15 protein-coding genes are annotated in these 14,207 nt (G+C 40.0%); 6 read left to right on the top strand and 9 right to left on the bottom strand.

The window, feature by feature from the left end:
* The 6 genes from ABJF57_RS17120 to ABJF57_RS17095 all read right to left on the bottom strand — a co-directional run bounded on the left by ABJF57_RS17120 (position 1) and on the right by ABJF57_RS17095 (position 4,548).
* Positions 1 to 984 (bottom strand): ornithine cyclodeaminase family protein, encoded by a 984-nt coding sequence (locus ABJF57_RS17120; protein ID WP_462232558.1) that lies wholly within the window; start codon positions 982 to 984, stop codon positions 1 to 3.
* A 139-nt stretch (positions 985 to 1,123) separates the two neighbouring features.
* Positions 1,124 to 1,966: a chromate resistance protein ChrB domain-containing protein gene (locus ABJF57_RS17115; protein ID WP_462232557.1), complete on the bottom strand. Its 843-nt coding sequence runs from the start codon at positions 1,964 to 1,966 to the stop codon at positions 1,124 to 1,126.
* A gap of 56 nt (positions 1,967 to 2,022) precedes the next feature.
* Positions 2,023 to 2,703, bottom strand: a complete 681-nt coding sequence (locus ABJF57_RS17110) for an alkylmercury lyase family protein (RefSeq protein ID WP_462232556.1) — start codon at positions 2,701 to 2,703, stop codon at positions 2,023 to 2,025.
* An 11-nt stretch (positions 2,704 to 2,714) separates the two neighbouring features.
* Entirely contained in the window at positions 2,715 to 3,125 is a 411-nt protein-coding gene (locus ABJF57_RS17105; protein WP_462232555.1) for a nuclear transport factor 2 family protein, read from the bottom strand.
* Positions 3,126 to 3,131: 6 nt separating this feature from the next.
* Positions 3,132 to 3,581: an SRPBCC family protein gene (locus ABJF57_RS17100; protein WP_462232554.1), complete on the bottom strand. Its 450-nt coding sequence runs from the start codon at positions 3,579 to 3,581 to the stop codon at positions 3,132 to 3,134.
* A gap of 85 nt (positions 3,582 to 3,666) precedes the next feature.
* A complete protein-coding gene (locus ABJF57_RS17095) occupies positions 3,667 to 4,548 on the bottom strand; it encodes an SMP-30/gluconolactonase/LRE family protein (protein WP_462232553.1) in 882 nt (293 codons plus the stop codon).
* A 90-nt stretch (positions 4,549 to 4,638) separates the two neighbouring features.
* Between ABJF57_RS17095 and ABJF57_RS17090 the strand changes: the two genes are divergently transcribed.
* On the top strand, positions 4,639 to 5,499 hold the full coding sequence (locus tag ABJF57_RS17090) for a DMT family transporter (protein ID WP_462232552.1): 861 nt from the start codon (positions 4,639 to 4,641) through the stop codon (positions 5,497 to 5,499).
* Positions 5,500 to 5,526: 27 nt separating this feature from the next.
* Here the strand turns inward: ABJF57_RS17090 and ABJF57_RS17085 are convergent, their stop codons facing one another.
* Together ABJF57_RS17085 and ABJF57_RS17080 are read right to left on the bottom strand one after the other, a co-directional pair.
* Positions 5,527 to 6,408 carry a phosphatase PAP2 family protein gene (locus tag ABJF57_RS17085; protein WP_462232551.1) on the bottom strand — a complete coding sequence of 294 codons (882 nt, stop codon included), beginning with the start codon at positions 6,406 to 6,408 and terminating at the stop codon, positions 5,527 to 5,529.
* 78 nt (positions 6,409 to 6,486) lie between these two features.
* Positions 6,487 to 6,822 carry an ArsR/SmtB family transcription factor gene (locus ABJF57_RS17080; RefSeq protein WP_462232550.1) on the bottom strand — a complete coding sequence of 112 codons (336 nt, stop codon included), beginning with the start codon at positions 6,820 to 6,822 and terminating at the stop codon, positions 6,487 to 6,489.
* A gap of 156 nt (positions 6,823 to 6,978) precedes the next feature.
* Between ABJF57_RS17080 and ABJF57_RS17075 the strand changes: the two genes are divergently transcribed.
* Positions 6,979 to 9,381 carry an ABC transporter permease gene (locus ABJF57_RS17075; RefSeq protein ID WP_462232549.1) on the top strand — a complete coding sequence of 801 codons (2,403 nt, stop codon included), beginning with the start codon at positions 6,979 to 6,981 and terminating at the stop codon, positions 9,379 to 9,381.
* Between the two features lie 49 nt (positions 9,382 to 9,430).
* On the opposite strand, the gene ABJF57_RS17070 is transcribed toward ABJF57_RS17075, so the two are convergent.
* Positions 9,431 to 9,646, bottom strand: coding sequence for a hypothetical protein (locus ABJF57_RS17070; protein WP_462232548.1), 216 nt, complete (start codon positions 9,644 to 9,646; stop codon positions 9,431 to 9,433).
* Positions 9,647 to 9,974: 328 nt separating this feature from the next.
* Between ABJF57_RS17070 and ABJF57_RS17065 the strand changes: the two genes are divergently transcribed.
* From ABJF57_RS17065 to ABJF57_RS17050, 4 genes are all read left to right on the top strand, one after another.
* Positions 9,975 to 10,556 carry a Crp/Fnr family transcriptional regulator gene (locus ABJF57_RS17065; protein ID WP_462232547.1) on the top strand — a complete coding sequence of 194 codons (582 nt, stop codon included), beginning with the start codon at positions 9,975 to 9,977 and terminating at the stop codon, positions 10,554 to 10,556.
* Between the two features lie 85 nt (positions 10,557 to 10,641).
* Complete coding sequence (locus tag ABJF57_RS17060) at positions 10,642 to 11,142, top strand: YybH family protein (RefSeq protein WP_462232546.1); 501 nt, start codon at positions 10,642 to 10,644, stop codon at positions 11,140 to 11,142.
* A gap of 2 nt (positions 11,143 to 11,144) precedes the next feature.
* The gene (locus tag ABJF57_RS17055; protein WP_462232545.1) at positions 11,145 to 12,113 is read left to right on the top strand and encodes a zinc-binding alcohol dehydrogenase family protein; all 969 of its coding nucleotides are present in this window, start codon (positions 11,145 to 11,147) and stop codon (positions 12,111 to 12,113) included.
* A 145-nt stretch (positions 12,114 to 12,258) separates the two neighbouring features.
* Positions 12,259 to 14,148, top strand: coding sequence for a CocE/NonD family hydrolase (locus tag ABJF57_RS17050; RefSeq protein ID WP_462232544.1), 1,890 nt, complete (start codon positions 12,259 to 12,261; stop codon positions 14,146 to 14,148).
* The last annotated feature ends 59 nt before the right edge of the window (positions 14,149 to 14,207 follow it).

Genomic DNA, 14,207 nt, shown 5'->3' with positions numbered 1-14,207 from the left:
CTAACTATTAAAGAATACCTGGTGTCCTACTTTGTCTTTTTCAGCTTTCGCATAGATAATAGAAGCTGCAGCTACATCCTGAAGTCCAGTTCCGGTACTGTCGAAAATGATGATTTCATCTGAGGATAATCTACCTTTCTTCTTGCCACAAATAATCTCGCCAAGTTCTGCATGAACGTCTTTTGATTTCATTTGCCCAGCTTCAATCGCATGGTTTAGTTCTCCAATAGACTCACACTGATCAGTTACATCCGTCACAACCTTATTACTGCTTAAAACTTCTGGAAATAGTTCGTTTTTTTCCTCACTATCCGACCCCACTGCTGCTACAAAAATACCTTCAGGAAGGTCTTTCTCTGCAAGAAAGGGCTTCCTTACCGTGGTACAGGTCACGCAGATATCACTATCGGATAGGCCTTCTCTAAAATCATCAACAATCTTTATCTCCAGCCCTTGATTTTCGAGCTCCTTCGAGAAATCGGAAGTAGCTTTTTCATCTGTGTCAAAGGCATAAACTGTACGAAGTTTCGGTCTGACTTTTTGAAGCATTTTTACAGAGATTCTTCCTTGAGCACCACATCCGATAATAGAGACCGTCTGAGCGTCTTCTCTGGATAGGTATTTGGCAGCAACAGCAGTGGCCGCTCCGGTTCGTATGATGGTCACTTGTATAGAATCCATTAAAGCCAATAATTGGCCATTGTTCTTGTCGTATACAGTAACCACCCCTTGAATGGTGGGAAGCTCATATTGTTTTGGATTCAACGGGAAGTTGGCATTGGCTTTTGCCACAAAGTGATCTATGACCCCTGCTTTGATGTGATACCCCCCCTCCGCGACATGAATACCCAGTATTCCGGGCGGAGTTATTTTGCCTTGCGCATAAAGCTTGAACGCATTTTCTACGGCTCCTATACACTCTTCCAAAGGAAGCAGGTCAGAAACTTGAGATCCGGTCAAAATTATTGTCGGTTTATTTTTCATTCTTCATTCAATAGTGTTTCTCAAATGAAGGATGAATGCAGCGAAAAATATAGAAGGATTTTTACCATTAGCAGAAAACTTACTTCTCCTACAAAGTCGTTTTTTGGGAAAATCCATTTATTCTGATTTCTATGCAGGTCTAATTTTCGAGAAATTTTTTCCTGTAAACACTCGGTTGAAAACCGGTTTCTTTTTTAAAAACTCTTGTGAAATAGCTCTGATCTGAAAACCCGGTTAAATACGCGATCTCCGCTAGCGAGTGGTTATTTGACTCCAGTAGATTAATGGCCTTTTCGATTCTTAGCTTTCTGATATATTCTCCGAAGTTTAGGTCATTGAAATGCTTCGAAAATTCTCTTGATAGATATGCCGGATGCACCTGAAGCATTTTCGCAATTTCTTTCAAAGTCAATGTAAACTCGGTATCTATCTGATCTTGAATCATCTCTTCTAATTCTTTCACCCATATTGGTGATTTTGCTGATTTTTTCTCATGGCGCATGAACTTCTGGTAGATATCCTGAAGGAGGCTTTCAGATGAGTTTTTCGTATGTTTTACTTGTTGTAATTTTTTCGCCCACGAGTACAGTCCATCGTAGAGGATCATCCCAAAACTAAGGAGCTCATGGTCATCGCTTATGTTAAAAGCCAACCCTGCTGAAATCGCCCACAAACCGGGTGCCTCTTCGGCAATTTCATGTCTGTCCGTATCTGCGGCCCTAACAATTTTCGCGATTTTAATGAGGGCTGGGTCTGTCAGTTTATGTTTCGAGATGATGTAGTCAAATGTACATTTGTCCTCAAAGTGAGTATACTCCACGCCCGGAATATCGAAGGGGATGGCGTCTAACTTTTTGGCCTCACTTTTAACGTGATCAAAAGGGACATAATAAAATTCGGCTTGCTGGTCTACAAAACGTTTGATCAGCCATGGGCTTGCGATTCGATCAATCTTAGGTTTTTCTCTTGTTATCCACTTCATAATTCTTCTAAACGGTGGGCACCTCTCAAAGATGTACCTACCGCATCCACACTACATTAAAACCTCTCATCTGAAGACTCCAGGTCCCATACATCATGGTTGAGTTCGAATTCAGCAAACATATTTTTAGCTTCTTGGATCGTCCATTTGGTCCAATTTGGATTCAGATGATTTCCGTACCACTTTTTAGAAAATTCCCATATTTTTTGAATTGGTTGAAGGTCACCCTTAGGAACATTATGTCGAGCCGTCCATCTGTTTACTTGTTCTTCATTTTCGAAAACAAGCATATTACTGCACGTATAAATGACATTGTCCCAGGCATTCTTCATTGGAATTGGAAAGTGCACGAATAAATTCTTGTCCAATATTTCTCCTTTTTCAATGCGAATTTCTATAGGAGTGCCTTCTGCACCAATCGATGTTGAGATGGTCAAGTCCTTGTTTAACAATGCGGCCACTCCAAGTGAACACCATGCACAATTGCCCCACCACTGTCCTTCCTGAGATTTTATATAAAAATTTGTTGGTGCCAGCGAAAACGGATGAATGACCCATACTTTTGGCTCGTTTGGGTGCAAAACGACACCATGATATTTTTGAAGTCTCTGCAGGGCTGCTTCAATTTCAGACACTGATGCTTTAAAATGATTAGCCAGGTAAGCGTTGTCTGGGGCAAATCCTTTCTCAATAATCTCTTTGAGTAGAATATAGTGCAGTTCAGAATTGGCTATCATGTATCAAATTTCTAAAAGAAATACCATACTCGGTATATCAAGTCGTCCTTCATTTCATAAATGGCCATAGCTGAAGCACTATTCATTTTTCCAGAGATCGTTTCGTACTTGACAATCTCTTTAAAACTTATGCGGTTACCATCAATGGCATATTCAGCTATTTCAGATTTGACATTCTTAATCTGATTGAAGTATGCTTCCATACTTTTCTTGAATTGAGGCTTACCATCAACCTCCAGGAGCAATGTATCAGAACCAATGTAGTACCATTTAAAATCGTCAGAAACATTGGCTACTAACTTATCAATGTTTTTGCTATTAAAGGCTTCAATCTGATCCTCAAGTATTTCCAAAACTGTGGAACTCTGAGCATACATATGTGAGGCGGACACTAGCCCTGCAAGAATGAGGAAATATTTCATGCTCAATTATTTACTTTCAATGTAATTCTTAAACGCCTCTCCATAGATCATTTTCCAGCCTGACTCAATTTGATCTGCAGTGGCTTCACCCAAAGCACCAAATAACGTATCAGAGAACTTAAATACAGTCTCTGATCCATTAGATTTCAAATTGATAGAAATATATGAAATGGCTGGTCCACCAAATTCTGGTGCAAGTAAACCTTTCATCTGGATTGAATTGGGAGCGTCAACTCCAATCACTTCTGACCATATAAGGCCTTCGCCATCACCAAAATCCTCGTATGCTTTTCCTCCAATACGACCCTCGATATGAAATCCTTTTGTTTTTGTATTCGTGTAGAAATCTTTACTCCACCACTTAGTCGTCTGATTTACTAGGTTGTTCCAGACAGAATCTACATCCGCCTGGAGGGTAATCTCAAATTGTATGGTTGCTGAACTTAAAGTTTTCATTAAAATCGTTTATTGTCTATATACGAATATAGTATTTTCTAACTTATTTTCATGAAAAGAGTTAATCACTAAAACCACTTTGCATCTAATTCTTGATGATCCGGTAGCACACTAATTCATACGTATTGGTTGCATTATTACCAGTGGCCACCACAAGCTTGTTTGTATTTGAAAGAAATTCGAAATCGGCGAAGTAATTTTCACTTCGAATTAAGGTTTTAGAAATTCCGGATTCACTCACATACCAAATACAGTTTTTCCCTCCAGCAGATGAGACTAAATACCCATCTCCAGACAGTACTTGCAGTCCATCAAAATCATTGACATCCTTTGACATTTGAACCAAATCTGTTCTACGTGTCTCATCGTATATTTTAGCTAAGCTATTCCCTGCAACCAATAAATGCTTTTTTGCTGCGACAATCCCGTTAGCCCACTTGAGTTTCATCGTATCGCGAACCCATAATTTCAGTTTGTTTTCCTCAAGTTTATAGACAGCATGATGATTGGAAGCTGTCACATATACTTCACCAACATGACTAATAGCTACGTCATTTAACCCTGGCACATCATCTCCATTAAGCTGATATTCATTGATTATTTCTCCTGCAGGAATATTAACCTCAACCAGTCTGTTAATGTCTCCAATAAATAATCTATCGTCAAGTATTGCCATTCCCGTAGGTCTATTCAGCCCGGTAACCCAAGCGGAATCAATCAGATCTCCATCTGCAGAATACTTAGAGAGATATCCCTTACCTGTAAAATCATATGCTGATGAATTGCTTACATAGAAGGAGTTGGTTGTATGATCAAAAACCACAGACTCACATCCAATCAATCCTTCCGAAGTGCTCCACAATTTTTCCAATTCATACTGCTCTCTGAAACTTTCAGTATTCTTAAACTCGCATCCCGAGAGTAGCAAAATACCTAACCACCATACATATTTCACTTTATCATTCACTTTTTGAATTTTTCAGGACATCCCCTCGATTCAAGGAATTTAATATATCGTATATTAACAATATACAATATTTATTAATATTGTTCAACTATGGGAAAACGATCTCCCTCCAAAGCTATCCAGATTTTTTGTGTGCTTGCCTGGGGCTCATCCTATGTTGCCATAAAAATTGGACTCGAAAGCTTCACTCCATCGCAAGTCGCTTCGTATCGATTTTTCATTGCAGGAATTGTCAGCTTGGTTTTCATACTTGTGAATAGAGTTTCCATTCCTACCGTAAACCAGCTCTTTCGAATTCTTTCAATAGGTTTTTTCGGAATCTTCCTTTACCACATTTCCATTACTTATTTCACTGTCCACTTTCAGCCGAATGTGGTAAGTTTTGTGAGTAACACAGCACCCATTTTCATGATCCTTTTTTCTCGTTACTTCCTTGCCGACAATCCTCAGACTATTCGTTGGAGTGGATTTGTGCTTGCACTCGTCGGGATAGGTTTGATGAATTTTGGAAAGGAAATTCATCTGGACTGGAAGCAGGTTGGCCTTCTTAGCATACCCGTTTCCGGAGCACTCTTTTTTATTCTCCAGAAACCCCTTTTGCGAACGATGAAATCCACAGACATGATGCATCTGTGTATTGTCTGTGGTGCGCTAATGCTTATCGCCTATGATTTTTCGTTCTTTAAAATGATTCCCATTGCATCCGCTGAAAGTCACATTGCTATCATCTTTCTTGGCATTATTCCAACCGTACTGGCGTTTCAACTCTGGTCGCGCTTGTTATCTCAAACCAATGTAAGTAATCTGTCCAGTCCTATTTATTTGGTACCTCCCAGTACTATATTGTTCTCGTTCCTTTTTTTAAGGCAGCTCCCAGAATTACTGACTGTTATAGGAGGTTTTTTGACCATCATCGGAGTAGTAATTACCAAAAGAAAAAAGACTTGCTAACATCTCGAATTTAATCATACGGAACGCTTATTGCCATTCCACTTTAGCCGCATTTAGCTCTCTCTCGAATTTCGGATTTTTGAGCATTGCCGTTAGCATCTTATGAGCAAGTACCCGTGCCGCTTCTTCGTCGCTAGGGTAGTGAATGCCCATAATTTCCCTCGACTCCCCCACCTCATAGGCCACATCCAGAAATTCCTGACGTTTTTCAGGCACTAGTTCACTCCAGGTGAAAGCTTGAATATAGGCCCAAAGGGTATGCCCACTGGCAAACGAAGGTGAACTTATCCTTGCAAGAGGTGCAAGCTCATCGCTTAAGTGATATGGACGAGCACGCAACAAATGATATTTCACGGTGAATTCCATGATCCTCATATCTTTGGTCACCCCAGCTAGTAATTTGCGTGTAGCCGGATAATTCTCGGGAGTGCAGTCATCGCCTAAGACCGTTCGACCTTCATAAAACAAATAATCTAAATTATCTCTATACCGCTGATGTGTTTTGAGGATATCCGCATGTGGCCAATACCCAATGGGTGCTAGCACATTGGAAGCTCGATCTTCCTGAGCCTTTGTTCTTTTCTTTTGCCAATCAAGTAGAAATTCAATTTCCGCCTGAGTTTGATCTGAACTATTAGCGGGAGGGGTAACAGTTTGTTTCAGTTCATCCACTTGCTCTGAATTCAGGTAATGAGGTGCAGCCAAAGTATAAATCAATGTGCCACTGCTGTAGTTAGTTGGTGGGAATACAATTTCATCTAGACGTGCTCTTGCTGGATTTGGTTTGGAATCAAGTGCCTGCAGATCTTTGTAATGCCCGCTGACAGGCTCTAATGGATGAATGGATTGAGATGAAGTTGTGCAAGAGGATAAAACGAAAAAAATCAAGATGCATAATTTGTGTATCATAGCAATTAGATAAAGTGTGTATCGCTAATATACGATATTTAACATTCTTTAGTTACGAATAACCTTTGCAATTCCTATTTATTCGGAAACGATAGAATCAAGAAAGTTGCTATACTCAGCAAGCAACTCTCTATTCAGAAAGTAAAATCGAAACTGGTCCTTTTGCTTGACAGTGAACAAACCACATTGCGTGAGAATCTTTACATGCTGAGACATGGTCGATTGAGAGTAATCGAACATTTCTACCAGGTCCTTATTGCAGGTAGCGTTATCCAAGCCTTTACCACCATCTTTTTCATTTAAGTAGCGTACGAGTGCCACTCTTAACGGATGAGCCAACGCATTCGCCAGTTCAGCCATCTTATGATCTGATTCAATAATATAGGAACTGCTGATGTCACTCCTGATTCGCATATGAAGTTGTTTATCGCAAATATACAATTAACAAAACTTGTAGTGATATATTTCGTATATTAGCTTTATACGATATATTATAATTAACTGCGTCCAAAAATTGAAGTACAATGGTCAACAGCATGCTCGCAACAACAACTAACCGGACTTACTAAAATGAATAAAGGATTTAACGGATTGCTTTTGAACTATTTAAAGGTGGGATTAAGATCACTGAATAGATACCGAAATTATTCCATAATCAATCTTTTAGGGTTGGTCATTGGTCTTTCGAGCGTTGTGTCAATTACCATCTACATCCATGGAGAAATGAGTGTGGATAGGCATCACTTAAAGGGAGAGAATATCTATCGTTTAAATGCCAGATACACCAGACCCAATCGGGTGACTCAATATCCGCTCATCCCTCCTGCCATTGCACCAACAGCTCAAAGCAATTTCCCAGAAATAGAACAAATAGCAAGGTTGAGGTATGCTTATGACGTGCTAATGCATGATGGGGATAAATCCTTCTATGAGGACAAGGTTTTTTTTGCTGAACCTGATTTTCTCAAAATGTTCAGCTTCAAAAGAATTCATGGAGATCCAATAACGGCATTGGAAGAACCGAACTCCTTGATCATGACCCAAAGCATGGCCACCAAGTATTTTGGAAATAATGATCCAATAGGCCAATCGATAATATACAACGACGACCTAACCCTTAATGTAGCGGCGGTTATAGCAGACCCACTTGACAATACGCATTTCAAATTCGATTTTCTCATATCATTCAGTACATATAAACCAGGTGAAGGAAGTCTGGCAGACTTGACCAGTTGGAGGTGGTTGGGCTTTATTACCTACGTACAGTTAAAAAAATATTCAGATATCAACCTCCTTGAAGGCAAGTTGTCTGACATGTTCGTTTCCAATAGACCTCCCAACCCTACCAGTGAAGCTCGACTTGATCTTCAACCACTCTATGATATCTACTTAAAGTCCTCAGAAATAGCTAACCCTCAGGGCGGGTTATTTAGAATTAATAGTTATGATAACCTTGTGAGCTTAGGGGTTATTGCTGTCCTTATCATCATCATTGCCTTCTTTAATTATTTGAATATTGTGACGGCCCTCATGCGAACTCGAACCAAAGAAATTGGGGTTAGAAAAGTATTTGGTACTTCCAAAATAAAAATTGTGGGGCAGCTAATGACCGAAACTTTCGTTTTGATGGGGCTGTCAAGCGCCATCAGCTTCCTTGTATTAATAATAGTCAATCTGCTAGGCTACCTAGCTGAGATCAATTTAGCATCAATCATCCTTACCTTTTCGTTGACTTTAATACTTGGAATTGTTTTTAGCATAATCACAGGATTTTATCTTGGAGCAGTACTTTCCGGTTACTCTGCGATCGCGCTGCTTCAAAACAAGCTGGGTGTCAAATCATCAAAACTTTCATTCAGGCATGTTGTTCTCTTCACTCAATATGCAATTTCAGCTTCACTTATTGGTATTAGTTTAATTGTTATCGCTCAGATAAAGTATTTCTCCACCAGAGAACTTGGCTATGAAAAAGAAGGCGTATTGACTTTACCTTTTAGGGGGAGTAACGCCAGCACTGATATTGAACCTCTTAGGAATGAATTGAAGAATAATTCAGTCGTACAAAGTGTCACGTTCGGTCCTCCAATGGATGGAAGCACGGGGGGTAGCCCACTAAGACTGAAAGAATGGCCTGAAGGACAAAACATTCAAACTGCATACCTAGGGGTTGATTTTGAGTTCACATCATTTATGAACCTTACCTTAAAGGATGGTAGGTTTTTTGATCCTGAAATACATACCGATTCCTCATCGGCTTTGATCATCAATGAGACCCTGGCAAAATCACTTGAATTGGAAAATCCCATTGGTGCCGAAGTGGTTTTTGCTGGTGGGCAGGAATACAGAATCATTGGAGTATTCGCTGATTTTCATTACCAATCGCTGCATCATGAGATTGGGCCGATGGGGTTAATGATAAATTTTGTGGAAACACGGAATATGATGATAAGGTTTAGGTCTGATAACGTACAATCTGCAATTTCTGCGATTGAAGATAGCTGGCAAAAGGTGTTTGCTAATAATGAATACCCGTTCCAATATGTGTTTTTGGATGATCAGCTAGCCACGTTGTACCAGACAGAGAAGGAATTCTCCAGGCTTATCCAACTATTTACTGGTCTGGCTATCTTCATAGCTTTATTGGGACTCTACGGTCTTAGTTCTATCACCATATATTTAAAACTCAAACAGATAAGCATCCGGCGTGTGTTAGGTGCTCAGATAGGTGATGTTGGTAAAGTCATTGGGATGAATTTTTTACTTATTGCATTTCTGGCTTCTTTAGTCTCATGGCCTGTAGTCTACTATGTGATGGAGCAATGGCTAAATGATTTTGCCTATAAAATTGACTTAGGAGTTACTTTCTTATTTCAAATGCTTGCATTAGTACTGGTGGTCACCCTTGTAACACTCGCCATACAAATGAAAAGAGTACTAACAACTAACCCAGTAACTATTCTGAAGAGTGAGTAAGGCTCGTGATATCTCATCTGATTTTTTAGGCATCATTACTCTTGAAGTGCTAAATTTTCGAACTTCCATTACGAATTACTTCGCGAATCAAAAAGGTGCCAATCCGAAAATTCTTCACGCAATAAACATAGGCATCACCTTCTGATCCAAATGAGTCTGCTACGAGCTCGTCATGAATGACTATAAATTGCCCTCTATACTTTTCGAATAATTCTTGCTCATTGCGAATGTAGAATTTGTGTTGTTTGTCTAAAAGCTCACCCATACCATTAATTATATCACTGTCCTCATTATTGTATACGTAAAGTAGCTAAGATCAGACATCTTCCTCATGTAAGAATGGTTTTCATACAATAACTTATCAGATTCGCTAACACTTCCAATGATTGCTACAGCTCCGTCAAATTCAGGTCGTCTGACGGCATCATGCAGAATTCGGTCAATTCCTTAAGGTAAGTCTATCCCATTCCCGCTTAGCTGGCTTATTAATTGATAGAAAATCAACAGCTTATTGGCTTTTTCAATCCAGGCAAACGTCATGAAAAATGTGTGTGAAGATGCAGGTATGATCTCTTCAAATCTTAAATTTGATTATGCCAATAGAGTCCTTAATCGAATACTTCAACAGACATCTAACCTTGAGTGATGAGGAAGTGTCATTCATTGAAAAAGTATTCACCACTCGTCAGATCAAAAGGAGGCAATTCATTTTACAGGAAGGTGACGTTTGCAAACTCAACACCTTTGTGGTTGAAGGCTGTTTAAAAATGTATTACGTTGATGAAAATGCGAAAGAACATAACCTTCAGTTCGCCATTGAAGATTGGTGGATTGGAGACATAGGCAGTTTTCATAGTGGAGAACCCAGCAAGCTTTACATAGAGGCCATTGAACCCTCTACAATTCTCCAAATCAAAAAAGAAGACCAGAACCGAATGTTTGTTGAGTTCCCAAAGTTCAACAGAATATTTAGGGTCATCACTGAGAATGCATTGGTTAGCTCGCAGCGTAGAATTATACAAAATAGCAGTTCCAACGCTGAAGAACGATACATTGATTTCATGAAGCGCTACCCCAGTCTCTTCAATAGAATTTCAAACGTACAAATAGCCTCGTATCTTGGTGTCACGCCAGAATTCTTAAGTACGATCCGGAAACGCATGACAAAGGCTTAAACTACTTTAAGATTCTTTCTTAAGCTACCTTATAGGTAGACATGATTCAGTTTCTGGAATTTTACTTCAAATAAATCGAAGTGAAATGAAACAATTACCTGTCCCTGTATTGGCCCTTTTCCTGGCCATGGCTTGTGGTGAAAATAAGAGTCAGGAGTCCAGTCAAAGTTTAACTGAAAAAATAGAAATCATGCAAAAAGAAGAAAAGCAAAAAATTGAAGCTCTTTTGAGTGAATATAAAAAATCACTGAATACCTCTGATTCAAAATTGGCTCAGAGTCTTTATACCAGGGATGGGGTTTTCATGCCTACAGAGGCACCATCTGCTATTGGTTCTAATGATATTTTAAAATCTTACGAATTTATTTTTTCGCAGATTCAGCTCAATATTGAGTTTTACATTGACGAAATTGAAGTGGAAAATAACTTTGCTTTTGCAGTCACCAACTCAAAAGGAACTACGCTTATTCACGCCACAGGGGACACGATCCCAGAAGCAAATAGAGAGTTGTTTGTATTTGAAAAAGTGAATGATGAGTGGAAGATTGCAAGGTATATGTTCAATAAAACAGCACCCAAATCATAACCATGAAAGCTGCAGTTACAACCCAAACAGGAAATCCTGAGGTTATTCAGACAAAAGAAGTACCTAAACCAGAGGTTAAATCAGGTTGGGTACTAATCAAAGTCAAGGCTTTTGGCCTTAATCGATCAGAGATTTTCACGAGGAAAGGTGATTCACCAGGGGTAGAATTTCCCTGTATTCAGGGAATTGAATGTGTTGGTATTGTAGAAGAAGATCCATCAGGCATATATAAGAAAGGTCAACAAGTTGCTGCCATCATGGGCGGAATGGGTAGGTTTTTCGATGGTGGGTATGCTGAATATGCTTCTGTACCACTCGAAATAGTCTTCCCTTTCTCAAGCAGTTTACAATGGGATATACTAGGTGCTATCCCTGAGATGTTTCAGACCGTATCAGGTTCACTAAATCAGGCACTTGATATTCAATCAGGAGAAACTCTTTTAATTAGGGGTGGCACATCTTCAATTGGGATGCTGGCCTGCCAGCTAGCCAAAATAAAAGGACTAACGGTAATTTCTACAACCAGAAATCCAACTAAAAAGCAATCACTTCTTGACAATGGTTCGGATCACATAGCCATTGATGAGGGTCTAGTTGAAGATCAAGTAAGAGCACTATTTCCAGATGGAGTACACAAAGTGCTTGAGTTAATTGGAACAAGCACTTTGAAAGATTCTTTGAAATGCATTGCTCCAAAAGGTTTGGTTTGTATGACAGGAATACTCGGAAACGAATGGACAATGAAAGAATTTACCCCAATGGGAGATATTCCATCGCTGGGGAGATTAACCGTTTATATGGGAGAATCAAAGAACCTGTCTAAAGAGCTCTTGCAAGAGTTTATCGATGAAATAGAAAATGGGAAAATAAAGCTTAACATCGATAGCATATTCAGCCTTGATCAGGTAGCTGAAGCTCATCAATACATGGAGGATAACAAAGCAAGAGGTAAGATTGTCGTATTAACCTAATCACTCGTTAGGAGGACATTGACTCTCCCACTCTCACCCTCTTCGTCACTCAAGAAGGTTCTGATATTAAGTATTTCAAGCGCACAAATCAACAAGTTCGTGGTAAAATGACTAATTTGTAAGTACTATCAAGGCTATCAAAATCATGAAAAAAATACTTATTCCTTTCTTACTTCTTCTCAGCGCAAGCTATCTCTATGGACAATCTATCAGAGAACAGCTTGAAGAAATTGCCATTATTGATCAAAAGGTCATGATGCCCATGCGGGATGGGATCAGACTTGCAACAGATATTTATCGACCTAAAACGGATCAGAAGGTTCCGATCATTTTTTCAAGAACACCCTACAACTTTAATAGCTGGGGAGACGGTGAAGAGCGAACACGAACCTACCAGCAAGCTCTGGAGGCAGTAAAGAAAGGATATGCATATGTTGTGCAAAATGAAAGAGGTCGCTACTATTCAGAGGGGGAGTGGGACATCCTTGGGGTGCCACTGACGGACGGCTATGACGCCTTTTCATGGATGTCGGATCAAGACTGGAGTAATGGGAAAATAGGCACGCTCGGTTGCTCTTCCACAGCAGAATGGCAAATGGCCGTTGCTGCTCTTGACCACCCTTCACATGCGGCTATGGTGCCCATGGGTTATGGTGCTGGGATTGGGACGGTAGGGGATTTCAATGAACAAGGTAATTGGTATAGAGGTGGAGTGTTTCAAATGTTATTCGCTTCCTGGTTGTACGGTGTTGAGCATGATAAATTCAAGCCTAGAATACCTGCAGGTGCTAGTCAGGAAGACCTTATCCGGATATCTAAATTCTATGACCTGGCACCTGAGAACCCAAAGATTGAAGATATGATGGCTGCTATGTCTCATTTACCTGTACAGGATATGCTGGCAAACATGGGAGGCAAGAAAGAAATATTTGATGAAATGATTCGGCGCAAACCCAACGATCCTGCCTGGTTTGAAGGGGGCCTTTACCATGATAACATGAAAATGGAAAAGCCCAGTTTTTGGTTTGTCTCATGGTATGATGTTTCGGTCAGTCCCAATCTGGCGCTCTTCAATCATTTGAGGAATCATCCAGACAAGAAGGTGGCAGACAATCAGTATTTGGTAATCGCCCCGACGCTGCACTGTGGTTACAAACGAGCTACCGAGAACACGATGGTGGGCGAACTAAGCGTAGGCGACGCAAGGCTCAATTATGATGAGATGATTTATGGGTGGTTTGATCACTGGCTCAAAGAAGACGGTAAAAGCGATTTTCTGAAAGAACTACCGCGTGTCCAATACTATTTGATGGGTAAAAATGAGTGGAGATCATCCGATACATGGCCACCAAAGGATGTAAAAATGACCTCCCTTTACTTAGATAGCGATGGCAATGCAAATAGCCTGTTTGGAGATGGTAAGCTATCGCTAAACCCACCGTCACAACCCACCCAGGACAACTATACTTACGATCCTAACAATCCTGTTTATTCTAATGGTGGCAATGTTTGCTGCATGGGGAATTCGATGGAAACGGGGGCTCGCGATCAGCAAGAAACAGAAACACGAAGTGATATTCTTGTTTACACTTCGGAACCGTTGACGGAAGGGATAGAAGTTTCTGGTTTCATAGAAATGTCGCTGTATGTTTCATCGGATGTAAAGGATACTGATTTCACCATTAAGCTGATAGATGTCTACCCTGATGGCACCGCATACAACCTTGACGAAACAATCCAGCGTGCGCGCTATCGTGAAGGATACGATAAAGAAGTATTCATGAAAGAAGGAGAAACCTATAAAATTGACCTCACTCCTCTTTCCACAAGTAATTACTTTGCAAAAGGTCATCGCATACGCATAGAGGTGTCTAGCAGCAACTTTCCAAGATTTATGAGAAATCTAAATACCGGTGGCAATAATTATGATGAAACTGAAGGCATAGTTGCGCATAACACCATTCATCATTCTGCGAAACATCCTTCTCAAATCAAATTGCCTATTGTTGGCAATTTGAACATTGAGGATCGCTAAACAGATGAAAAGAAGTTAGGGCAGTTACACTTGAAGATACCGTGTCAAGCACGGCATGA

The sequence above is a fragment of the Ekhidna sp. genome (assembly GCF_039940915.1).
Taxonomy (GTDB): domain Bacteria; phylum Bacteroidota; class Bacteroidia; order Cytophagales; family Cyclobacteriaceae; genus Ekhidna.
Note: the sequence above shows the minus strand (reverse complement) of the source record. Positions and strands in the feature narration are given on the sequence as shown.

Coding starts and splice junctions, on each gene's coding strand:
- ABJF57_RS17070 (WP_462232548.1), bottom strand. CDS start 9,646: ATGGGTGAGCTTTTAGACAAACAACACAAATTCTACATTCGCAATGAG.
- ABJF57_RS17110 (WP_462232556.1), bottom strand. CDS start 2,703: ATGATAGCCAATTCTGAACTGCACTATATTCTACTCAAAGAGATTATT.
- ABJF57_RS17120 (WP_462232558.1), bottom strand. CDS start 984: ATGAAAAATAAACCGACAATAATTTTGACCGGATCTCAAGTTTCTGAC.
- ABJF57_RS17085 (WP_462232551.1), bottom strand. CDS start 6,408: ATGATACACAAATTATGCATCTTGATTTTTTTCGTTTTATCCTCTTGC.
- ABJF57_RS17090 (WP_462232552.1), top strand. CDS start 4,639: ATGGGAAAACGATCTCCCTCCAAAGCTATCCAGATTTTTTGTGTGCTT.
- ABJF57_RS17065 (WP_462232547.1), top strand. CDS start 9,975: ATGCCAATAGAGTCCTTAATCGAATACTTCAACAGACATCTAACCTTG.
- ABJF57_RS17105 (WP_462232555.1), bottom strand. CDS start 3,125: ATGAAATATTTCCTCATTCTTGCAGGGCTAGTGTCCGCCTCACATATG.
- ABJF57_RS17075 (WP_462232549.1), top strand. CDS start 6,979: ATGAATAAAGGATTTAACGGATTGCTTTTGAACTATTTAAAGGTGGGA.
- ABJF57_RS17115 (WP_462232557.1), bottom strand. CDS start 1,966: ATGAAGTGGATAACAAGAGAAAAACCTAAGATTGATCGAATCGCAAGC.
- ABJF57_RS17050 (WP_462232544.1), top strand. CDS start 12,259: ATGAAAAAAATACTTATTCCTTTCTTACTTCTTCTCAGCGCAAGCTAT.
- ABJF57_RS17100 (WP_462232554.1), bottom strand. CDS start 3,581: ATGAAAACTTTAAGTTCAGCAACCATACAATTTGAGATTACCCTCCAG.
- ABJF57_RS17080 (WP_462232550.1), bottom strand. CDS start 6,822: ATGCGAATCAGGAGTGACATCAGCAGTTCCTATATTATTGAATCAGAT.
- ABJF57_RS17060 (WP_462232546.1), top strand. CDS start 10,642: ATGAAACAATTACCTGTCCCTGTATTGGCCCTTTTCCTGGCCATGGCT.
- ABJF57_RS17055 (WP_462232545.1), top strand. CDS start 11,145: ATGAAAGCTGCAGTTACAACCCAAACAGGAAATCCTGAGGTTATTCAG.